This window comes from Streptomyces africanus (assembly GCF_002150735.1).
Lineage (GTDB): Bacteria > Actinomycetota > Actinomycetes > Streptomycetales > Streptomycetaceae > Streptomyces > Streptomyces africanus.
Genome location: NZ_MUKA01000088.1, coordinates 1 through 21,108, shown reverse-complemented (window position 1 = coordinate 21,108; position 21,108 = coordinate 1). Strand labels below are relative to the sequence as shown.

The window sequence follows — 21,108 nt, the reverse complement described above, 5'->3', positions numbered from 1 at the left end:
GACGGACGAGCTACCCCCGTCGGCAGCCGCCTGGCGAGGTCACGAGCGAGGCCCACCCGCGGTGCGCGATGGGTCCGACGCCGGCACCGGTAATCAGGGAGTTCTGGCGGTACGCGACCGACGCCTGACATGCACATATCAGGCCCGTGGCCTCATGAAGTGGATCGTGATACGAGCTCTAAGCGTGGGCTGAAGACGAGGGATCCGTAGGCAGACCGGCAGGTACCCATCCCGCCCGTCCTGGTGGCCATGTTCCGGGCACACCTGAATGAGTTCGGCACTGCTGCCGACGGCCGGCTGTTCCAGAACGAGCGGGGCGGTCTGGCGGGCGTGTCCAGCTACTGGCGTGTCTGGCAGGAGGCTCGCCCCCTCGCCTTCCCACCGCACAAGGTCGCGTCGCCGCTCGCCAGGAAGCCGTACGACGGGCGGGCCACGTCCATCAAGGACTGGCTCCGCTCCGGCCTCCCAGTGGCGGAGGCGGCTCGCCGCGCGGGCACGTCCCCGGAGGTCATCGACCGCCACTACGCGGGGTGCCTCGACAACAGCGAAAAGGAGGAGAACAAGAAGAGCGAAAAGGCGATGGGGTGGAGGCCGTCGGATGCTGCATGAGGGGTGCGTGGCTCACGCACCCCTCACGCGCAACCAGTGAGACACAGCGAGAAAGGGCGGGAGTCAGTGAGACTGACTCCCGCCCTCTTCTCTCGGCATCCGCCCTGGCCTCGTTTTCAACTTTGAGAGGTGACCAGGCGAGTGCCCCCGGCAGGATTCGAACCTGCGCACACGGCTCCGGAGGCCGTTGACGCTGGCGTTGTTTGTGCTGGTCAGACGACTACGAGTCGAGTGTGACCTTGACTGTGTCCACGGACTGTCCGCGGGCGGATGCCGCTATTCGAGCAGGATCTCTTCGGGGCGTCGGTTCGTGATGGCCTGCTCCTGTGCGCTCAGGATGTGCTCGATGCAGGCTGCGAGATCGCCGCCGTGGTCGTCACGGGCCATGCCCCGCAGCTCACGGACCAGGTCCATGCCGTTGATGAGGACGATCGGGTACTGGTCTTCCACCATCTCCGTTTGCGCTGGCTCGGAGTAGGCCCCGGTGGTGACGTAGACGCCGATCCAGCCGCGGCGCAGACGGGCCACGACCCGGGCGATCTGCTCCGCGGAAACCAGACTGTCGGGCCTTATGCACTTGGCTTGCCCGAGTATGACGAGACTAGTGCCGGCCAGTCCGCTGCCGAGGTCGAGCCGGCCAACAAAGTCGGCTCCCCCGTCGCCGGATCTGCGCGTCAGCCAGCCGTCGAGGTAATTATGCCCTGAGCCGGCAGAACACGTGCCGCCACGGCTGAGGCCAGCGCCTCGAAGTCGTGCTTGTGTCCGTCGAACCGTCTGTAGACCGTTTCCAGGTCGGCTGCATCAGGGCTACCGACGGCTGGGCGCTGATCGCGCACCTTGGTGACCCTGGCTCGCGCCACGCGTCGCCGGAGTCTGGGCAGCGCGGAGTTGCCGTGCTTGACCCATTCGCGCCAGGCGTGCGGAGCCAAGCCAAGAGCCTGAGTGACTGTCACATCCTTGTCCCTGCGGACATGGATCCAGTCCCATGTGACCTCGTCGTTTTCGGCGGTGAGGTCGATCAGCGCGATGTCGTACGCGTAGTTAATGAACGTCGTGTGCTGGTGTCCGCCCCACTGCACAAGCCGCTCGGCTCTCTCGACGACACCCAGTCCACAAAACTCCACGTGTCCCTTGGGCTTGCCGTTGCGCGGCACGGCACGGAACAGCAGAAGGGGCGTGGCTGCCGCTCGCTTCTCGCTTGTGTGGGCGTGATGCATGTTGAAGGCTTCGAGTAGCGCGGAGTTGCCGGTCGTGGTTCCTGGCGCGGCATCAAGTTCGGCCTTGTGATCGCCAAAGTAGCGGACGTGCCCGTTGTCCATGTCGAACACGTCATGCCAGGGCGTCTGCTCCGTGCCAGCCTTCCAAGGACTCGACCTGATCAGGATCACCGGTCGACGCTCGCCGTACTGCGATGACCTTGGCCATCCCCGTTGATGCCGGACTCGAGCAACGCCCGCTTGAGCCCCGGAGAGTGGGTTGCCTGATGGAAGTTGGCGTACCCGTCGATCGTTGGAGGTACTGGATCCTTGGCGCTTGCGTAGCGAAAGACCTGTCCGACACGGAGCTTCCCGCCCACAATCAGCCTCCCCATGGCATGGTGCTCGACGATCATGCCATGTTGAAGTTGCAGCGGAGGGCGCTTCAGCGAGGAGTCCTCCCCTGATCCTCGCGTTGCGGTGGCCCAATGTTGATGGGAGAATTGGATCATCCGCGCTAGCCATCGGCGGGCATGACACGATGGGCCGTCGGCCCCACGGCTTCCGTTCTGGCATAGCCGAAGCCTAGGAACGAATCCTAGGAGGGCGTAATGCCTAAACGTCGATTCACAATATCCATTCATGGTGAACCCACAGCTGACTGGTTCACTCTGCAAGGGCTGGAAAGATCCTCTCACCCCGATTCCCAACAGTTGCATCTGCAGCCATCTGACTGTCATGCGCTCAGAGGCGGGGCATTTCTCTTGGCTCAGCTCATAAAAGAAGTCAAGGACCCAACCTTCCGTGTCGTTGATGTTGAATGGCCAGAATCGATCCATCCGCGCGACGGAACATTCCATCACTCTTATGCCCACATCGCAAGGTATGTCCACCCGCAGACGAAAAGTGGACTGTGGACAGTAGACGGATGCCCAGGGCTCAGAAAAGGACTTCATCCATCGTCCGATTTGGGTCGACTCAAAATATTTGGAGAGGATGATTCTCCGGCTGATCTGGTAGTGCTCGACGACGAAGATCTAGGTTTTCGAAATCATGGAGATCTCTGGCCTAAGAATCTCATCGGTCAGCGCAGCTGGGTTCTTCTCAAGATGGGTGGGAAAATCGCCGAAGGGAAATTGTGGAAGTACCTGTACTCTCGTCTGGCGGAGCGCCTCATCGTCGTCCTTGACATAAAAGATCTGCGCCAAGGCGACATCGAGGTGAGCAAGGACCGTTCTTGGGAGCATACGGCGCGAGACCTAGCCGGAGAACTTCTTCATAAGCCATCCCTGAACGCGCTATCCCGCTGTGCTTTCGTGATTGTTCACTTCGGCCCTGTGGGAGCCCTCCTCCTCGAGCATAGTGATGCCGAGTGGCTGCCGAGGTTTAAGTTGTGGTTCGATCCGGACAAGATGGAGGGCGATTATGAGCCGCGGACGAAGAGGGTCTGGGGGCATACGTCGGTCCTTAGCACGGCGATTGCTCAGGAACTTATGCGGATGAAGTCTGCTGACGAGGTTTCTGCGCTGGCTAAGGCCAATATGGAGCATGCTATCCACCAGGGACTCCTCGCGATGAGGGAACTGGATCGGACGGGGTACAACGTAAAGAAGGATCCACCGACGTCTGTGGAGTTCCCGTACGCTCAAGTCAAGAAAGTTCTGTCCCAATCCCAGGTCCCGGCCTCAGCCTCGGGAGAAATTTTTGAGACTGCGGTTGAGCAACCGACACAGCTGAGGCAGGAATTCTTTGACGCAGAGGTTCATCGACCACTGTTGCATAGGCAGGAGTTCTTCGCCGGCCGGGAAATGGCGTCTCGAAAGGGACAATGGACAATCCTGCGACAAAAGCACCCGCCTGAAACGCTTGATGAACTTGCAGAGCTGATCGTGAAGAGAGGCGCCGACAACGAGATGAAGGATGTCCCGCGGGGACGTTTCGGCAAATTGCTGACGGTGGATCGACAGGAAATTGAGGAATTCCGTTCAATTCGATCCCTTGTGGATGAACACTGCCGCGGAAGCTCGGAGAAACCCCTTTCGCTCGCAGTTTTCGGCGCCCCGGGATCTGGTAAATCATTCGCCGTTATGCAAGTGCTTGAGCCCTTCGAAGGATCTGAAGGAGCAGCGCTAGGCGGTGAGATTAAAGAACTTGAGTTCAATCTTTCACAGTTTACCTCGGTGGATGATCTCGTTGATGCGTTCCATCTAGTGCGCGATGTACGACTCAAGGGAAAGATACCAGTAGTCTTTTGGGATGAATTTGACGCAAGTTTCGATGGTCAAGAGCTCGGCTGGCTACGCTATTTCCTTTCTCCGATGCAAGATGGATCCTTTCGAGAAGGTGCCGCCATCCATCCTATAGGTCAATGCATTTTTGCCTTCGCTGGAGGCAGGTCAAACCGGTTTAGGGAATTTCGTGGGATACTGAAGGACGACGATGCGTTCAGAGCCGCTAAGGGGCCAGATTTCTTGAGTCGAATTCGCGGATATATTGATATACGTGGACCGAACAAAGAATCGGGAATCGATGGCCTAGTTGAGGCGGGTGATCCATACTTTATCATCAGGCGCGCAGTTACTCTGCGTTCTCTACTGTGGACCGACAGGAAGGATCTCTTCCGTCCGCCAGTGAAATCGACGGTAACCGATGGGAATACCAAAAAGAGCGGGGCGGACCTTGGAGGGGCGCTGGCTATTGATGATGGGATTCTGCATGCTTTTCTCAATATTTCAAAGTATGAGCACGGGGTGCGTTCAATGAAGGCCATAATTGAAATGAGCTCATTGTCGGGGAAGGATTCATTCGACAGGTCGTGCCTTCCTCCTATAACTCAACTTGATTTGCACGTTGATGGCAGAGAATTCCTTAGCCTCATGCGGAACCTCGACTTGCCTGGCACTCTTGATGACACCCTTGACGCGATTTCCATTGTTGTATATGCGCGGTTGTGTAAAGGTGAGGCGGCCAGGAGATCGCATGCAGAGCTGAAAGGTGATTCTGACAATTACAAGTTCCCTGGTAGGGTTAGTGAATTCGATGAACTTGCGCCCGAAGATCGGGATCAGTTTAAGAAGTTCGTTCGCAGTATCCCGAACATGCTCGGGGATGAAGGATATCGTATCGTTCCGGCGCCGAAGGCTGAATCTGTCAATTCGTTGGCGTCAGATGTAATTGAGATCCTGGCCCAGAAAGAGCATGAACGCTGGATGAATTTTAAACTTAAGGCGGAATGGAAGCATGGAACGTCAACAGATATACCAAGAAAGCTGCATCAATCTTTGATGCCTTGGGATGAATTGCCGCACTGGCAAAAAGAGCTCGAGATGCAGCGCGTCAGCGTGATTCCTTACGCCCTTATGAAAGCTGCTAAATTCGCCGTGCAATACTACGTAATGGACACAGAGGAGTGATGCGCTCGGCGTAGGTGTAATGCGGCGTTCCCCCATGCGCCGCAGCAGTGCTCGCGTACTCGGAAGGTCAAATTGAATATTGCTCATGCTGTTTAGTCGCGGAACTCTCACGCGTGGGCCGGCGGAGTTTCAATGGGCGAGTCAAGCGTCGCAAGGTGCGATCAGTACCCGAAGAAGTGACTAGCGGGCTCTCCCGCCTGCGGCTATGTAAGCGATCAACGCTGTGACCTGCAACTTAGCTGTCGGCGGTTGTCAGCGTTGGTTGTCGTTGAGCGCCCCCGCACAGCCCAGGGACGCCCCGACTGTTGTTGCGCGTATCTTCCTCAAGGTGCTGTGTGGGAGCTCGACGTGAGCGACCATGCCGGTATGGATCAAGGGTTAGCTGCGATCATTGCTGCCGGGTTTGGGCTTGTGGGGGCGGCTGCTGGCGGCGCTGCGGCGGTTTGGGGAGCGAAGGTCGGTGCTGAGAAGACGGCTGCGGCTTCGAGGCAGCAGGCTGCGGCTCAGGCCGCGTTTGAGCGTGACCACTGGTTGCGGCAACAGCGCTTGGAGCTGTTCGGTCGCCTTCTTGCGAAGATCCGCGAGTGGGAAGGATTTGCCCTGCGGGCCGAGGATGCTTTCGAGTCGCCGGAGAAGCGGGAGGACTGGAAGAGGGAGATCGGGGGCGTACCGGCACTCTTCGAGCAAATAGCAATCATCATCGATGAGTTATGGGTTATATGCCCGCATATGAGCACTCATGGCGAGGCGTATGACAAGCTACGGGATGCTGCCTCGAAATATCTAAAGTGGGCCGAGGATTTGCCGCCGCTTGAGTCGGCCCCCACAGATCCGGAGGCGGCAGCACAGGCAGATCCGGTATACCAAGACGCGAAGAATCTCCAGCGTCAGGCACGGATCGCCGTTGGTGCGTTCATCGACCAGGCGTCTGCAGTGGTGACCGGTGTACGGCTCATGCCGCCGACACCGAATCGGCATGACGCGCAAACCTGATCGTCGACCACAGGTCGGTGTAGCGACTTTGGCCGGGAGCTGCTTTGGCGCGAGTGATCATGGCCCCGTAAGCTTCCGGCGCGTCGGGCAGTCTGTGGACCTGCCCGGTAAAGCACGACGTTGGGGCCATGATCTTCGAGGCTCGCGCCAAAGTGGCTGGCTAAAGTCGCGGAGCCGACCGCCCCAGCCACGACGGGGTTTCTCCCACGTCAAGCCCGTGTCTGCCGTCCGGCCGGTGGCCTGGTGCGGGATTAGCGGGCCGTACGAACGCCCGCGCATCTGGCAGCGTTGGCCCGCATGTCGCCGCCACCACGATCCGGCCTCTTTCGGGAACACGAAGCGTCTTTGACCTGCACCGTTGGGGATCATCGTTCGTCCCCCGTGCCCGTGTTGGAATGTGGCCGCTGCGTCTGGCGACGGACGGGCGCCGCCGTGCGGCCGGTGGCGAAGACATGGAGGCGGCGCGGCGGCGACCGGCCGGCGCCGCCGCGTTGGTGCGGCCCTCGGTTTGATCCGACCTACTGTGTAGGCAACCGGGTGGAAAGGGGTGCGGCGTGGCCCCGTAAGCGGGGCGTTGAGGTCCGACCGCTGTTGCGTCTTTCCCCTCCCGAGGCCGGATCGTGGTGGCGGTGGCATGTGGGCCGGGCGCGGCCGTTGATTCGCTTGGGCGGAGTGTGCGGCGGTCGGGTTGGCGATGATCGAAGAGCGCCGTTGGCCGCCGGACGAGCGAGCGAAGCGAGCCTTGAACCCGTAGAGAAGGTTGTTACTCAGGAGTGGATGTGATGCGTGTCCGGTCCCGGTAGATGCTTGACACTTCGGTCCCAGCTGATGGTTGACAGTGGCCGTGTTCGGCTTTTCTGTGCGCGTCGTTGCGGTGCGTGTGGGGAGGCCGGGATTGGCGCTGGTGGAGTTGTCGGTTGTCGAGCAGAGATACCGGGCTGTGCTTGCGGTGCTGGCGGGTGCGACGGTGACGGAGGTCGCCGCGTCGTTGGGTGTGTCGCGGCAGACGGTGAGCGGGTGGAAGTCCCGGTATGAGGCTTCGGGGCTGGCGGGGCTGGTGGACCGGTCGCGGAGGCCGGTCTCGTGTCCGCATCAGGCGTCTGCCGAGATGGAGGCGGCTGTGTGAGCTGCGGCGCAAGCATCCTCGGTGGGGGCCGCGGCGGATTGCTCATGTGCTGGAGCGGGCTGGGTCGGTGGATCCGGTGCCGTCGCGGATGACGGTGTATCGGATCTTGGTCCGGCATGGGCTGGTGGAGCCGGGGGTGCGGCGCCGGAAGCGGTCGGATTACAAGCGCTGGCAGCGGGACCGTGCGATGCAGTTGTGGCAGATGGACATCGTCGGCGGCGTGATGCTGGTCGACCCGATGACCGGGGAGTTGTCCGAGGCCAAGGTCGTGACGGGTGTGGATGACCATTCCCGGTATTGCGTGATTGCCTCGGTGGTGGAGCGGGCGACCGGGCGGGCGGTGTGTGCGGCGTTCGTCCGGGCCTTGCAGAGGTTCGGGGTGCCGGAGGAGGTGCTGACGGACAACGGCAAGCAGTTCACCGACCGGTTCGGGCACGGGGGTGAGGTGCTGTTCGACCGGATCTGCCGGGAGAACGGGATCGCGCACCGCCTCACCCAGCCGGCGTCCCCGACCACGACGGGCAAGGTCGAGCGGTTCCATCAGACGCTGCGGCGTGAACTCCTCGACGACTGCGGCGCGTTCGAGAGCATCGGGGCGGCTCAGGCGGCGCTTGATGCTTGGGTGGAGGAATACAACTCCGTCCGGCCGCATCAGGCCCTGGACATGCAGTCTCCGGGCGACCGGTTCACTCCGGTTCCCGAGCAGGAACGGGGTGTGCTGGGCCTGCGGGTGCCCGGAGTGCTCGGGCTGGTGCCGCAGCAGAGGCCTGCCCCCGCTGAGCAGGAACCGGCTGAGGCGGTGCCTGTTTCGGTCAGTCCGCTTGAGGAGAGCGCGCCGTCGGCGCGGGTGGCGGACGGCGGACCGGTGGAGTTCGAGCGGGTGGTGCCTGCGAGTGGGAATCTGCAGGTCGCGGGCAAGCAGTTCTGGCTCGGCCCGGCCCGCTCGGGGCTGACGGTGACGTTCTGGGCCGACACGCAGGTGATCCACCTGCTGATCGCCGGGTCGCGGATCAAGTCGGTGCGGTCGCACCTGTCGGTGGCGGATCTGGCTCAGCTGGCAGCCCGGGGTGGGCGTGCGGCGGGGCCGTCGCCGCTGCCGGCGGGTGATGGTGCTGCGTTCGAGTTGGACCGGACGGTGAACAACCACGGGCTGGTGGGTCTGGGCGGGCGCCAGGTGCTGGCGGCGGAGATTCTGGGCGGGCGCCGGGTGAGCGTCCGCATCGACGAGGCCACGCTGTCGTTCTTCGACCCGTCCTCGCGGGAGCTGCTGCGAGTGCGGCCCAATCCGCTCACCAGCGAGGAGGTGCAGCGGTTGCACGGCCTGCGGCCCGCGGGCCCGCCGCCCCGGCCGCGGGTGGAGCCGGTGCGGGTGCAGCGGCGGGTCAGCGCGGTCGGCACGGTCATGGTCTGCCGGCAGGTCGTCCACCTCGGTCCGGGCCTACGCGGGGCAGACCGTGATCATGCACGTGTCGGAGTCGACGATCACCGTGGAACTGGACGGTCAGGCCCGGGTCATCCAGCGCACCACCGACATCCCCGTCCGCAACGTGAAAGCGAACAAGCCCTACAAGGTTTCCGATGTTGTCTAGGCCCACCGTCAAGCATCAGCTGGGACCAGAACGTCAAACATCACCTGGGACTAGACAAGTGGATGTGATGCGCCACAAGGGCGCCTCGTACTGCTCCGGATGGCTGCTGATCAGCAGTTGGCGCAGGTCCTCGCGTAGTGAACCGTTGAGGTTCAACGCCTCGGTGATGCGGCGGAACGTTGTGTGGGTAACTCCGCGGCTCCGGGCCTCGGCCTCGAACTGGTCGAGCTGGGACAGTACGGCCTCAGGGCCGAGTGGCACCGGCGGCTGGTCCTTGAGCCATGCGGCCTTGTTGCGCTCGTAGTCGATTTCCGAGTAGCCGCAGATCTCACGGCTGTGTGCCTCTGCCTCGTCCAGGGTGGCGGTGGTCAGGATGGCGCGGGCCAGCTGGTTGCGGCTCAGTGCCTCGTCCAGATCGACCTCATGGACGGTGGGGCCTTCGTCGGTGAGGGGGACTGGGAGGCCGGCGTCTCGCATCTCGCATGTGCCGAGTACGCCTCGGGCTGTCGCTGCCAGCATTCCGGTTGCCTCGGACGGGTGCCACTCCAGGACCGAGCTGAGCGGCTCGACGTCCTTCGAGGTGAAGGTGTGGACGAGCGGGCCGAGCATGTTGCGTAGGCCATCGAGGGGCAGTTCACCGTCAAGTCCGGGTCCTGCCACCAGGAGGCGGATCGTTGCGTTCACCTGGCAGCACGCAGCGAGGGTGACGGCGTCGGCAAGGGGGCTCTTCAGCGTCGGCTCGTCGCCTCGGGCGAGGATGTCGCCGCCCACGTCCAGGAGGTCGATCGACTCCGGAGCCAAGTGTTCTACCAACTCTTCGAGTTGGTGTGTGATGCCCTCGACCCCGTGGCGCGGGTCGATCAGCGCGATCGTGTGCGGGAGCTCTGCCGCGAGTCGGGGGAGGGTGGAGCCTGCCGGAGCGATCGGGCGGGCCTCGGCCGGCACTGCCCGGACAGCTGGGGTGAGCGGCTTGAGGCCAGTGAAGTTATCTGGGCCTCGGGGGCCCGGTACTGGGTCGATCAGGAGGCGGTCCCACGCGTACGTGAGGATCACCGCCTGGTCCTCGTCGCCGTAGAGGGCGGCGTGAAGCATTGCGGCGGCGACTGCGTCGCCCCCTCCTCCTGCTGCGACGATCAACCGCTTCATGCGGTTCAGCCTACGGGGTACGGGGTTGACCACTCACCCTATAGTGGCTAGAAGCCATAGCCACTTGTATCGAGAATCGGCCTCAGGCCGGTAGCGGGGTTCCCGACTACTCACCTGGAGCCCACGTTGGGTGAGGAGGACTGATGCCACAGATCGAGGAGGCTCAGCCGAAGTATCTCCAGATCGCGCATTACATCCGCGATCAGATTCTTCGGGGTGACCTGCGGCCGGGGGACGAGGTCCCGTCCGAGCGGCAGTTGGCGGCGGACTGGAAGGTGTCCCGGCCTACGGCTGCACGGTCGTTGGAGGCGCTGAGCCATCAAGGGCTCGTCGAGAAGCGTCAGGGGTCGGGTACGTACGTGCGGAGCCTGGAGGTCAACCGGCGGGCGCGGGAGTTGTACGGGCGGGCGCGGCAGACCGGCAAGATCTACACGCCCGGTGAGTACGCGGTGATCACCTCGACCGGTTGGATGGAGGCGCCGGCGCACGTTGCTGAGGGGTTGGGTCTGGTCAAGGACCGTCGGGCTGTGCACCGGCGGCGCGTGACCAACAATCAGGACGGGCCGATCACGCTGTCTACCTCGTGGTTCGCTCCGGAGGTCGGCCACCGTGCGCCGAAGCTGCTTGAGCCGGAGCGCATCCAAGAGGGAACGCTCATGTACGTCGAGAACATGACGGGGCGGCAGGGCAGCTACGCGGAAGATCGCATGTGCGCGCGGGATGCCACGGAGGAGGAAGCCGTGGATCTCCAACTGGAGCCCGGCTCGGCCGTCCTGATCGTCCACCACGTCGTCTTCGACCTCCAGGACCGGCCGTTGGAGTTCGCCGAAGCCACGTACCCGCCGCATCGCTGGGCTTTCGAGCAGGGCTACCCGCTCACCTGATGGTGCGGTGAGGTCCCGTTAGTTACGGCGAACGGGTTGCGGAGTCGAAGTGGCTAATGCCACTATCCAGGAAGTGGCTAAGGCCACTTGGACTGGAAGGGGGCACGGGTGACGAGTCAGCGGCCGGACGAGGGTGCGCGGTTAGCTTGCCGGGGTTGTCGTGGGCGCGGTTGGAAGCGCGTCGGCTCCCGTACGGCTCTGGCGCTCTCCACGGCCAACGATCGCCACCGTGTCACATCGAAACGGCGCTGCCTCGACTGTGACGGCAGCGGCAAGGAGTGAGCGCGGATGGCCTACACGATCGACCGCTTTCCTTCTGAGGAGTGGCCGCGACTCGGTGCCATGACTTTGCACCCAGTCGCGGAGTCCGTGCCTCGGGCTCGGTACTGGTTCCGGAAGTTCCTCGCCCCGTACAACCCGTCCTGCTCGATCGACGACTGCGCGCTGATGATTTCCGAGCTGGTGACCAACGCCATTCTCTATGGGCGGGCGGATGAGTCCTGGGTGGTGCGCGTTGAGTGGTTTCGCGTGGAGACGTCGCTTCGGATCGAGGTGCACAACCCGGGCTTCCCTGCGAACGTCCAGATGCGGCGGCCAGACGCCAACGACGCCCACGGTCGCGGCCTGCTCGCGGTCGACTCCATCGCCGAGTCGTGGCACTCCGGGCCTAGCCGCTTCGGTGGGACGATGGTCTCCTGCGACGTGGCCGGCGCGTGGCCGTCCAGCGAGGGCTTCACTCCGATCCTGTTCTGACGCTCCAGTTGTCGCTAGTCTGGTTGATCAGTTGACTTGGCCAATCTCGACAGGCGGTGCACATGGCGTATGAAGTGGCGGCACCGAAGTACGTGCGCCTAGCTCAGACGATCCAGAGCCGCATCGAGGACGGCACGTACCCGCCCGGCACCCGGGTGCCCAGTGAGAACCAGTTGGTGCAAGCTTTCGGGATGTCCCGCCCGACCGTCGTGCGGGCGCTGGAACTGCTGAAGCGCGACGGCTGGGTTGAGTCCCGGCAGGGGTACGGCACGATCGTTCGGGGCCGGCCGGAGGTTGTCGAGCAGAAGGACCGGCGCGGGCGAGAGGCCCTGGAGCGCGACGAGTCGCAGACTGCAGGACACCTCGTTGAGGTTGCTGAAGTCTCCGTTTCGGTGCGGGTCGCATCTGCGCTCGGGCTGCCGAAACGGGTCAAGGTCCTCATGCGCCGCTTCCTCGTTGAGGAGGACGGCGAAGCGGTCGAGCTGGTCTCGTCGTACTTCCCCGCCGCCCTGGCCGAGGACACCGAACTGGCGAGCGCTGAAGCCCTGAGTGGCAGTGTGCGTGAGCACCTGGAAGCTCGGAGGAGGGTCCGCTTCGACCATGTGACGGAACGGGTCTCAGCTCGACTGCCTGAGGGCGATGAAGCTGGACTCTTGGGCCTGTCGGACGGCGTGCCCGTGCTGAGCGTCCTGGTCATCGCGCGTGACGCCTCCGGGCAGGCGCTGCAAGTCTCTGACGTGCTGCTTCCTGCTGATCGGCAGGAACTTGAAGATACCTACCGGCTTGGCTGAGGCTTCTTGGTCCCGCAGTTGATGCCGGGTGAATCGGTGGGCTTGCCTCAGTCGCGCGGTTGTCGACTGGCGAGCCTGTAGATCAGGTACGTGAGGGCCAGGATGAAGTCGACAGCTACCCAGAGCCCGATCATCAGGCCGACGCCGATCGTGGTTCCAACGTCGCCTGCGTCCTCACACAACTCCAGATCGTTTCCTGTCAGCCCCCTGCACTCTTCAGGGGTTCCGCTGCCGCTTGTGGCCCCCACTATGACCAAGATCAGGAACAGGATCTGCACGGCAAGAAAGACCCACAGGAAGATGCGGCGTCGCTTCCTCGGCGGGGGTGCCGTACTGCCCTGATACGGGGGCTGACTTGGCGGTGGTCCTGGCCAGGCGCCTGGCGGCGGCGCTGCCCCTTGAGGGTCACGCGGGCCCCATGGCTGTGGTTCTGGAGCGCGGTTTTTCCTGCTCCTGTCGCGCCCTCCCTTTGCTGCTGATTCCATAGTGCGCTCGGGGCGGTAGGGCTGCTCACCGATCACGAGGAAGGCACTTGACAAGTCAACCTGGCATCCGTAGCTTCGAACTTGCTAAGTCAACTTGTCATGTGGCGAGTTGGTCGACCCAGAAGGAGAAATCTCTGTGCGTGTGATCCGCATTGACGCCTCGACCGCCACGATCCTGCTCACCGAAGCTCCGGCGCCGAAGGTGCGCGACCGGCAGACCGGAGAGATCGCCAAGGACGCAATGAGCGGCGAGGCACTGATGACGATCGGCGTGGTCTACATCGAGGAGGGGGAGTCGTCGCTGATCAAGGTCACGGTTCCTGAGAGCGGGGTCTCTGAAGGGCTGACGCTCGGGGCTCCGGTAGCGCTGCCGGGGCTGGTGGCTCGTCCGTGGGAGAGCGTGTTCAACGGCCAGCAGCGGCACGGCATCGCGTTCCGGGCCACCGCCGTGGCTCCGGGCGCCTTCCCGATGGCTGAGGCGGGCTGATCGACGTGACCGACCTGGTGACGTGGGCCGAGCTGGGCGGATCGCTTGCTGCGATAGGCGGCGCGGCCTACGCCCGGCACGCCCACCCGGCCGCGTACTGGTCAACGGTCGGGCTGCCGGTCTCGGTGGCCCGGCTGCTGGCCTCGTACTCCTCGACCATGGACGCGTGCGGTCTGACGGTCGAGCCGTCCCGGTGGCGGGCACTGGCCGTCAAGGCGACCACTCGCCGTGAAATCCGTCCAGTGCCCCCTCGGCGGGGCATGATCCGGCCCACCTCGACCGGTCTGCGGCTCCGGCTGCGGCTGGCTCCGGGGCAGGAACCTGCGGACGTGGCGGCCTCAGCCGAACGGCTGCGCCATGCCTGGGGCGTTCACGCCGTGTACGTCCGGGACGTGAAGCCCGGAGTCGTGGAACTGCGGCTCGTCGGCTTCGACGTTCTGCGGAAGGTGCGGATGCCTCGACGAACCGTCTCAGGTCCGTTGCAAGTGCCGGTGGCTCTGCGAGAAGACGCCACCGCCTTTGTACGGGACTACCGGGCCGTGCCTCACGAACTCGTGCTCGGCGCCACGTTGTCGGGCAAGTCCATGTTCCTGCGGAGCCTGATTGCCGCGCTGGCCGCTCAGTCGGTGGCGCTCGTGGGGATCGACTGCAAGCGCGGGGTGGAGCTGGCGCCGTTCGCGCCCCGGCTCTCCGGGCTGGCGACGGACCCGGAACAGGCTGCCGAGCTGCTGCCCGTGCTGGTCAAGGAAATGGAGGACCGCTACGACCTGATCAAGGCCCGGCAGGGCATCGCACCAGGTACCCCGGACGAGGAGATCACTTCGGACATCTGGGGCCTGCCTGAGGACGAACGTCCCGCGCCCATCGTGCTGTTCGTCGACGAGGTGGCCGAACTGTTTCTCGTCGCCACAAGGAAGGAGGAAGAGCGGCGAGACGAGATGGTCACCCAGCTCATCCGCCTCGCCCAACTCGGCCGCGCGGCCGGCATCTACCTGGAGGTCTGCGGCCAGCGTTTCGGAGCCGAGCTCGGCAAGGGCGCGACCATGCTCCGGGCCCAACTCACCGGTCGGGTCTGCCACCGCGTCAATGACGAAGCCTCCGCCAAGATGGCGCTCGGCGACATCGCCCCTGAAGCGGTCTACGCGGCCTGCTCCATCGCCGCCGAACTGCCCGGCCTCGCGGTCGTCGGCGACACATCCGGCGGCTGGTCCCGCATCCGTACCCCGTACCTGTCCCTCGCCGATGCTGCGGCCACCTGCCGCGAGACGGCACACCTCGCCCCGGACGTACCGGCGCTCACGCCCTTCCGGCCGTACGTCCCGCCCGTGCCAGTGAAGGAGCCCAAGCCCGTGGCCGCTCCTGCGCCGGTCACCGAGTAACCACCCCGATCCAACGGTCGGCGCGGCCGTCCCGCGCCAAGTCCCTACCCCGCCCATGCCTGGAACCGAAAGGAGTCGCGCCGTGCGCACCCTGCCCGTCCGCGTTGACGCCGTGCTCGTTCAAGCAGTGATCGCCGCCGCGCTGTCCTTCGCCCACCTGCACGACCTGGCCTCAGCGGCCGGACAGGACGGCTGGAAGGCGTGGGCTTATCCGGTCTCCGTCGATCTGCTGCTGGTTGCTGCCTGGCGGCGGCTCCGTTCCGGTGAGGCGAAAGCGGCCGGGTGGTGCTGGTTCCTCGTCGCGCTGGTCGCGTCCCTCGGCGCCAATGTCGCCACCGCTGGACTGCTCGACCTCGACGACGTACCGGCCTGGCTGCGCATTCTCGTCGCGGGCTGGCCCGCGGTCGCCTTCCTCGGCGGCACGCTCCTTGCCCACGGATCGCCGAAGTCGATCGAGACTCCGGCGACGACACCCGAGCCGCCCTCGACGGACATGGCATCCGAACCCACCCCCGTAGAAGTCGAACCGCCCTCAGCAGCGGCCGTACTGCCCGCTGCCGAGCCGAGGCCGGCTCCGACGTCTCCGATACCGCCCGCGCTCGTCGCCCTGGCCCGCAAGGTCGCCGACGAACACCGCGCCCGGACCGGAACCGACATCGACACCTCGACACTTCGCGCCCGGCTCGGAGTCCCGCTGCCGCTCGCCGAAGCCATCGCCACCCAACTCACCTGACCCGGAGGGCTTTCCCCCTTGCGTCCGTCCACGCTCCGCGCGCTGAAGCGCGCCGCCGAGCTGACCCGCCAGAACCGACTCACCGAAGCCGTGCTGATCGCAGAGCCCGTGATCCTCGCCGCCGACAGCTACGAGGGCGACGAGATCTTGCGCTGGCTGGCCGACCACGTCACCGACTTCACCGGCGAAACCGAAGAGGAGACCACCTGATGCCCGCCAACCGCCGCTTCCGCAAGGTCGTCCGCATCGGCCCCGTGCAGGTCGCCACGTACTACGACGGCCGGGGCCGCGAGAAGCACACCGCCGCCTGCACGGCTCCGCGCTGCGGCTTCTCCACGGACTACGACAGTCGCGCCGCCGCCGAGCTGGCCGCCCGCACTCACCGCTGCTCCGTCCGCTGACCGCCGAGGAGATCCCGTGACTCTCTCACTGCCGCTCGTCTTCGTCCTGGGCGTCATCGCCTGGGCCGCGATCAAGTTCCTCGGCATCCGTCTCTGGGCCGCCGTCGTGATCGCACTGTTCGGCTTCTGGCTCTCGTACACCTTCCTCGCCCCGGCCATCGAGTCCGGCACCCGCTCCGGGGTCGACGTCGTCAACGGCACCCGCGACTGAGACCCCGCGACCGACAGGAGACCTGCCATGTTTCGCCCCAGGCTGCCCGACACACAGCACGTCCCGAGCATCACCACACACATCCCGCAGAACCACGCTCCGGCACCCTCCGCCGGCCGTCCGGTCGCCCCAAACGTCGGGGTCGGCGTCGGTGCGGTCGCCGCCGTGGTCGTCGTCGGCGTCGTCCTCACCGCGCTCCTGGCGGCGGTCGCTATCTCGGCCGTGTCCGTGGCCATCGCCGCCGTCGTCCTGCGCTCCCTCGTCACTGGCGCGAACAAGCGCTGACCGGCCGCCGGGGCGGCAACAAGCCGCCAAGCATCCCGCCGCCCCGGGGCCGTCCCTTCCAACTGCCAAGACAGCCGAAAGGAAGACCCATCATCACCCGGCAGACTCCGCCCCCGCTGGCGGAACTCTCCATGCTGGCCTCCCTCGGCACCATGTCCGAACTGGCCCGCCAACTCTCCGGCCTGGGCGGCTGCACGCACCCTGTGCGCCTCGACGGCCACCGCACCGAGTACGAGGTCAACACGGCAACCGGCGAGATCGGCAACGTCCTGCACCACCTGGACTCCGCCAACCTCCCCGCCGGCCAACTCCTCGTCCGCTGCAACAACCGCCGTGCCACCCGCTGCGCCGCCTGCGCCGAGACCTACCGCCGCGACACCTACCACCTGATCACCGCCGGACTGCGGGGCGGCAAAGGCACCCCCGAACAGGTCGGCAAGCACCCGCGCGTCTTCGCCACCTTCACCGCCCCGAGCTTCGGCCCGGTCCACAACCGACCCTCCAGCGGCCGGAACTGCCGCTGCGGCATCCGCCACTCCGAGTCAGACTCCGCCCTGGGCACACCGCTCGACCCTGAGAGGTACGACTACGAAGCGGCCGTGCTCTGGAATGCTCATGCGGGGGCCCTCTGGCGCCGGTTCTCCATCTACCTCCGCCGAGAGGTCGCCAAGCGCGCCGGGCTCACCCAACGCGCCTTCGCTGACCACGCGCGCATCTCCTTCGCCAAGGTCGCCGAGTACCAGAAGCGCGGCGCCGTCCACTTCCACGCGGTCATCCGCCTCGACGGCCCGGAAGGCGGCGACACCTCGCCTCCGGCCTGGGCGACGGCCGAGCTGCTGACGGATGCCATCCGCGCCGCTACCACCGCCGCACGCGTCACCGGACCAGAGATCGACGGCCGGCCTCACACCTTCACCTTCGGGCGCCAGCTCGACGTCCGCACGATCCGCTCCGCCGACTTCGACGACGGCCAGGAGCTGACCGAACGCGCGGTGGCCGCATACATCGCCAAGTACGCCACCAAAGGTGCGGAGACCGCGACCGGCACTCTGGACCGCCCGCTCCGCTTCCTCGCCGAGCTGGCACAGGCCCGGATCAGCGACCATGCCCGCCACATGATCCGCACCGCCTGGACCCTCGGCGCACGCCCCGAGCTGGCAGAGCTCCGGCTGCGCGCCTGGGCCCACATGCTCGGCTTCCGCGGCCACTTCTCCACCAAGTCGCGCCGCTACTCCACAACCCTCGGCGCCCTCCGCGACGCCCGGGCCAAATGGCGCCGTGCCCAAGCAGCCTCGGCCACCGATCTGCAGGAGGGCGAAACCACGCTCGTCCTCGCCCACTGGGTCTTCGCCGGAACCGGCCTGAGTAACGGCGAGGCCTGGCTCGCTGCGTCCCTCGAACCCGCCCCCGGAACGGAAGGAGAACCGACATGGACGCCCGTCGCGACGAGCTGATGACCGTTCGCCAAGTCCTGGATGAGCTGGGCGGTGTCTCCCGTCGGACGTTCTACCGCTGGCGAGAACTGGGGTACGGGCCAGCCGCATTCAAGCTGCGCAACGGAGAGCTGCGGGTTTGGCGGAGTGACTTCACCACATGGCTGCGACAGCTGGAGGAGGCGGCGTGAAGTCTCTCGATGTGAAGGTCTGGGGAGTCCGCAAGCGGGACACCAAAACGCCCTCGTACGGTGTCCGCTGGTCCGTCGCAGGCGGTGTGTTCTCGGAGTCCTTCCGCACCAAGGCGCTCGCCGACCACTACCGCACGAAGCTCATGCGTGCCATGCGTGACGGCGAGGAGTTCGACACGGAGTCGGGGCTCCCGGCCTCGATGGAAGAGAAGAAGTCGGCCGTGTCGTGGTACGCCTTCGCCCTGCGGTACCTCGCCATGAAATGGCCGCATGCCGCCCCCAATACGAGGGATGGCATCAACGAATCCCTCACCAGCGTGACACTGGAGCTTTTAGACGAGCGCGCCGGACGGCCGTCCCACGAGATGATCCGCAAAGCACTGCGCAACTGGGCCTTCGTGCTTCCAGGCCCTGATGACCGTGAGGTCCCGGACGATGTGCGGAACGTTCTCCACTGGGTGTCTAAGGCATCTCGACCGCTTGCCGATCTCGCGGAACCAGCTATGGTCCGCGCGGTCCTCGACTCGCTCAAGCTCAGGCTGGACGGCACGGCAGCAGCGGCGGAGACAGTGCGGCGTAAGCGGCGGACACTCGTCAACGCCGCGAACTACGCCGTCGACCTGGGGGAGCTGCGTGAGAACCCCATCACGGCTGTCCGCTGGCAGAAGCCGAAGGTGTCCAACCAGGTCGACCCGCGGGTTGTCGCCAACCCGGAGTAGGCACGGAACCTCCTGGCGGCGGTTTCCTACGTGGGCGGGTACCGACGTGCTCGTGGCCGTCGTCTCGTGGGTCTGTTCGCTGCGATGTACTTCGGCGGTCTCCGGCCGGCGGAAGCGGTCGGCCTCGTCGAGACGGACCTGAAGCTCCCCAAGCAGGGCTGGGGCTCGGCGCTGCTCCACCGGACCCGTCCGTCTGTCGGCAAGCAGTGGACCGACTCGGGGGAGACCCATGACGACCGCGGGCTGAAGAACCGTCCGACCGAGGACGTCAGGCGGGTGCCCATCCCGCCCCACCTCGTCGCCGTGCTCCGCGAGCACCTGGCCACCTTTGGCACGGCGGACGACGGACGGCTCTTCTTCAGTGAGAAGGGCTCGGTCGTCCCGTCGTCGACCTACTACCGCGTGTGGCAGGAAGCTCGGCTCCTCGCGCTTCCGCCGGCCGTCGCGGCCTCGCCGCTCGCGAGTCGGCCGTACGACCTTCGGCACTCGGCGCTGTCGACGTGGCTCAATGCGGGTGTCGACCCCACCGAGGTGGCCGAGCGCGCCGGCAACAGCGTGGAGGTTTTGCTGACCCGCTACGCCAAGTGCCTCGACGGACGGCAGGACGTCGCCAACCGGCGTATTGAGGATCTGTTGCGCGAGTACGAGTGATCGCAGACGACGGTAGCTCCGATGCCCCCGGACTTGTTCCGGGGGCATCGGCATGCCTTGGCCGAGAGGGGCGTTCCTGTCCTCAGGAATTCCGCGCCGGTGGCTCCGGGGTGTATGTCGGGCCGGGCCATGAAGTCCGGCCGGCTTCCATCACTCGTTCAGAGGCGCCTCTCATGCGCATTACGCGCATGATGCCCAGAGTTGACCACGACTAGTTGCGTCTACTTACAGGGGTAAAGGATCATGCCGACGTTTATTGCGCTGCTGAACTGGACCGACCAGGGAGTCCGCGGCTACAAGGACACCCCGCAACGAGCCGAAGCCTTCACGGCAGCGGCTCAGAAGCTCGGGGTGAAGGTCCTGAACCTCTTCTGGACCGTCGGCCCGTACGACGTCGTGGCTGTCGTGGAGGCGCCCGACGACGAGACTGCCACCGCAGTGCTCCTACAGGTCGGCGCGATGGGCAACGTCCGTAGCACGACCCTGCGAGCCTTCGGCCGGGAGGAGATGGACCGCATCATCGCCAAAGCCGCCGGCTGAGGGACTTCCCCGTCGAGGTTCTGTTGGTACGAGTGACACGCTCAAGCGGTACCCCCCAAGGCCCCTGGACCTGTCCGGGGCCTTGGGGGATATCGGGCATGACCTGCGCTTACGTCCCAAGATCCCGTCCACGCCTCGTCCACAGCCCCCGACATACGGCCGCTCCGGGCCGCACACGCCTGCACATACGCGAAGACCCCGCACTCAGCGTTTCCGCTGATGACGGGGTCTTTGGGCACCTCAAACAGGGTGCCCCCGGCAGGATTCGAACCTGCGCACACGGCTCCGGAGGCCGTTGCTCTATCCCCTGAGCTACGGGGGCGTGTCGGGCGGGAGCTGTTCGCTCGCGGCGACGGGTAGAACACTACCAGCTCCCTCAGGGTGGTCATGAACGGGTTTCCGCTGTCGGGAGCGGGGTTGCGGGTCGCCCGGTCGGGGTGGAAGTGGGGAAAACCGGGACGCGGTGGCCGGGGTCGACCTACTCTCGAGTTGTGCCAGGCGCGTCGGGCCGGGTGCTTGTTGTGGACGACAACAAGGTCATCCGGCAGTTGATCAGGGTCAACCTCGAGCTGGAGGGGCTGGAGGTCGTGACCGCGGCCGATGGTGCCGAATGTCTTGATGTCGTTCATCAGGTGCGGCCCGATGCAGTGACCCTCGACGTCGTCATGCCCCGGCTGGACGGGATCCGGACCGCCGCTCGCCTGCGAGCCGATCCGCGTACCCGTGACGTGCCCCTCGCCATCATCAGCGCCTGTACCCAGTACGAAGTCGAGGCCGGGCTGGAGGTGGGCGTCGACGCCTTCCTCGCGAAGCCGTTCGAGCCGGCCGAACTCGTGGGGATGGTGCGGCAGTTGATCGAGCGGGAGCGGAGCGGGGGCAGGCCGGGAGGCGGTGATGGCCCCAGCGGCGGTGGTGCGCCCGCTTACGGGTCCGTCCTCGGTGCGGGGGAGGCCGAGCGGGCCGGGAGCGCCGGCGGGTGATCCATCGGCCGCACAGGGTCGGCCGTACAGGGAATGCCTGCCCATGGATGTGGACGGCAGCTGTGCACCGTTCCGCGGGCGAGGCGGCGGCGTCGCCCGCGGAACGGTGCACA

General features: G+C 65.3%; 21 protein-coding genes, 1 tRNA gene and 2 pseudogenes. 19 read left to right on the top strand and 5 right to left on the bottom strand.

The window, feature by feature from the left end:
- Positions 1-249: 249 nt before the first annotated feature.
- A complete protein-coding gene (locus CCL05_RS13740) occupies positions 250-609 on the top strand; it encodes a hypothetical protein (RefSeq protein WP_279629936.1) in 360 nt (119 codons plus the stop codon).
- Between the two features lie 276 nt (positions 610-885).
- Here CCL05_RS13740 and CCL05_RS46120 read toward each other — a convergent pair whose 3' ends face one another.
- Together CCL05_RS46120 and CCL05_RS46115 are read right to left on the bottom strand one after the other, a co-directional pair.
- Positions 886-1,287, bottom strand: coding sequence for a restriction endonuclease (locus CCL05_RS46120; RefSeq protein ID WP_244204264.1), 402 nt, complete (start codon positions 1,285-1,287; stop codon positions 886-888).
- Positions 1,284-1,997: a hypothetical protein gene (locus CCL05_RS46115; protein WP_244204260.1), complete on the bottom strand. Its 714-nt coding sequence runs from the start codon at positions 1,995-1,997 to the stop codon at positions 1,284-1,286. Before CCL05_RS46115 ends, CCL05_RS46120 begins: the two co-directional genes overlap by 4 nt.
- A 572-nt stretch (positions 1,998-2,569) precedes the next feature.
- On the opposite strand from CCL05_RS46115, the gene CCL05_RS13730 reads away from it, so the two are divergent.
- The 3 genes and pseudogenes from CCL05_RS13730 (at position 2,570) to CCL05_RS47465 (ending at position 8,926) form a co-directional block, all read left to right on the top strand.
- Entirely contained in the window at positions 2,570-5,218 is a 2,649-nt protein-coding gene (locus tag CCL05_RS13730; RefSeq protein ID WP_158102447.1) for a RyR domain-containing protein, read from the top strand.
- 348 nt (positions 5,219-5,566) lie between these two features.
- The gene (locus tag CCL05_RS13725) at positions 5,567-6,211 is read left to right on the top strand and encodes a hypothetical protein (RefSeq protein WP_143589876.1); all 645 of its coding nucleotides are present in this window, start codon (positions 5,567-5,569) and stop codon (positions 6,209-6,211) included.
- Between the two features lie 910 nt (positions 6,212-7,121).
- A pseudogene (locus tag CCL05_RS47465) lies at positions 7,122-8,926 on the top strand (IS481 family transposase).
- Between the two features lie 33 nt (positions 8,927-8,959).
- On the opposite strand, the gene CCL05_RS13715 reads toward CCL05_RS47465, so the two are convergent.
- A complete protein-coding gene (locus CCL05_RS13715) occupies positions 8,960-10,072 on the bottom strand; it encodes a DUF1152 domain-containing protein (RefSeq protein ID WP_086560778.1) in 1,113 nt (370 codons plus the stop codon).
- A gap of 143 nt (positions 10,073-10,215) precedes the next feature.
- Between CCL05_RS13715 and CCL05_RS13710 the strand changes: the two genes are divergently transcribed.
- The 3 genes from CCL05_RS13710 (at position 10,216) to CCL05_RS13700 (ending at position 12,500) form a co-directional block, all read left to right on the top strand.
- Positions 10,216-10,956 carry a GntR family transcriptional regulator gene (locus tag CCL05_RS13710; RefSeq protein WP_086560777.1) on the top strand — a complete coding sequence of 247 codons (741 nt, stop codon included), beginning with the start codon at positions 10,216-10,218 and terminating at the stop codon, positions 10,954-10,956.
- 288 nt (positions 10,957-11,244) lie between these two features.
- Positions 11,245-11,709 (top strand): ATP-binding protein, encoded by a 465-nt coding sequence (locus CCL05_RS13705; protein WP_086560776.1) that lies wholly within the window; start codon positions 11,245-11,247, stop codon positions 11,707-11,709.
- Positions 11,710-11,771: 62 nt separating this feature from the next.
- A complete protein-coding gene (locus tag CCL05_RS13700; RefSeq protein ID WP_086560775.1) occupies positions 11,772-12,500 on the top strand; it encodes a GntR family transcriptional regulator in 729 nt (242 codons plus the stop codon).
- Between the two features lie 47 nt (positions 12,501-12,547).
- Here the strand turns inward: CCL05_RS13700 and CCL05_RS13695 are convergent, their stop codons facing one another.
- Positions 12,548-12,778 (bottom strand): hypothetical protein, encoded by a 231-nt coding sequence (locus CCL05_RS13695; protein ID WP_086560774.1) that lies wholly within the window; start codon positions 12,776-12,778, stop codon positions 12,548-12,550.
- Positions 12,779-13,121: 343 nt separating this feature from the next.
- Between CCL05_RS13695 and CCL05_RS13690 the strand changes: the two genes are divergently transcribed.
- The 11 genes and pseudogenes from CCL05_RS13690 to CCL05_RS13640 all read left to right on the top strand — a co-directional run bounded on the left by CCL05_RS13690 (position 13,122) and on the right by CCL05_RS13640 (position 20,015).
- Positions 13,122-13,472, top strand: coding sequence for an SCO3933 family regulatory protein (locus CCL05_RS13690; RefSeq protein WP_030868207.1), 351 nt, complete (start codon positions 13,122-13,124; stop codon positions 13,470-13,472).
- A 5-nt stretch (positions 13,473-13,477) separates the two neighbouring features.
- Entirely contained in the window at positions 13,478-14,851 is a 1,374-nt protein-coding gene (locus CCL05_RS13685; protein WP_086560773.1) for an FtsK/SpoIIIE domain-containing protein, read from the top strand.
- A gap of 55 nt (positions 14,852-14,906) precedes the next feature.
- Complete coding sequence (locus tag CCL05_RS13680; RefSeq protein ID WP_208641489.1) at positions 14,907-15,584, top strand: DUF2637 domain-containing protein; 678 nt, start codon at positions 14,907-14,909, stop codon at positions 15,582-15,584.
- A gap of 18 nt (positions 15,585-15,602) precedes the next feature.
- On the top strand, positions 15,603-15,794 hold the full coding sequence (locus tag CCL05_RS13675) for an RING finger protein (protein ID WP_086560771.1): 192 nt from the start codon (positions 15,603-15,605) through the stop codon (positions 15,792-15,794).
- Positions 15,794-15,985 carry a mobile element transfer protein gene (locus tag CCL05_RS13670; protein ID WP_086560770.1) on the top strand — a complete coding sequence of 64 codons (192 nt, stop codon included), beginning with the start codon at positions 15,794-15,796 and terminating at the stop codon, positions 15,983-15,985. Before CCL05_RS13675 ends, CCL05_RS13670 begins: the two co-directional genes overlap by 1 nt.
- A 16-nt stretch (positions 15,986-16,001) precedes the next feature.
- On the top strand, positions 16,002-16,196 hold the full coding sequence (locus tag CCL05_RS13665; RefSeq protein ID WP_086560769.1) for a hypothetical protein: 195 nt from the start codon (positions 16,002-16,004) through the stop codon (positions 16,194-16,196).
- A 27-nt stretch (positions 16,197-16,223) separates the two neighbouring features.
- Positions 16,224-16,481, top strand: coding sequence for a SpdD protein (locus CCL05_RS13660; RefSeq protein WP_086560768.1), 258 nt, complete (start codon positions 16,224-16,226; stop codon positions 16,479-16,481).
- Positions 16,482-16,612: 131 nt separating this feature from the next.
- On the top strand, positions 16,613-17,935 hold the full coding sequence (locus CCL05_RS13655; RefSeq protein ID WP_086560767.1) for a replication initiator: 1,323 nt from the start codon (positions 16,613-16,615) through the stop codon (positions 17,933-17,935).
- Positions 17,911-18,105, top strand: a complete 195-nt coding sequence (locus tag CCL05_RS13650; RefSeq protein ID WP_086560766.1) for a helix-turn-helix transcriptional regulator — start codon at positions 17,911-17,913, stop codon at positions 18,103-18,105. The genes CCL05_RS13655 and CCL05_RS13650 overlap by 25 nt, the downstream gene beginning before the upstream one ends.
- Positions 18,102-19,475 (top strand): annotated as a pseudogene (locus CCL05_RS13645) (tyrosine-type recombinase/integrase). Before CCL05_RS13650 ends, CCL05_RS13645 begins: the two are co-directional and overlap by 4 nt.
- Before the next feature lie 243 nt (positions 19,476-19,718).
- Positions 19,719-20,015 carry a GYD domain-containing protein gene (locus CCL05_RS13640; RefSeq protein ID WP_086560765.1) on the top strand — a complete coding sequence of 99 codons (297 nt, stop codon included), beginning with the start codon at positions 19,719-19,721 and terminating at the stop codon, positions 20,013-20,015.
- Between the two features lie 250 nt (positions 20,016-20,265).
- Here CCL05_RS13640 and CCL05_RS13635 read toward each other — a convergent pair.
- Positions 20,266-20,337, bottom strand: a tRNA-Arg gene (locus CCL05_RS13635).
- 190 nt (positions 20,338-20,527) lie between these two features.
- On the opposite strand from CCL05_RS13635, the gene CCL05_RS13630 reads away from it, so the two are divergent.
- Positions 20,528-20,995: a response regulator gene (locus CCL05_RS13630; protein WP_425275916.1), complete on the top strand. Its 468-nt coding sequence runs from the start codon at positions 20,528-20,530 to the stop codon at positions 20,993-20,995.
- Positions 20,996-21,108 lie beyond the last annotated feature (113 nt).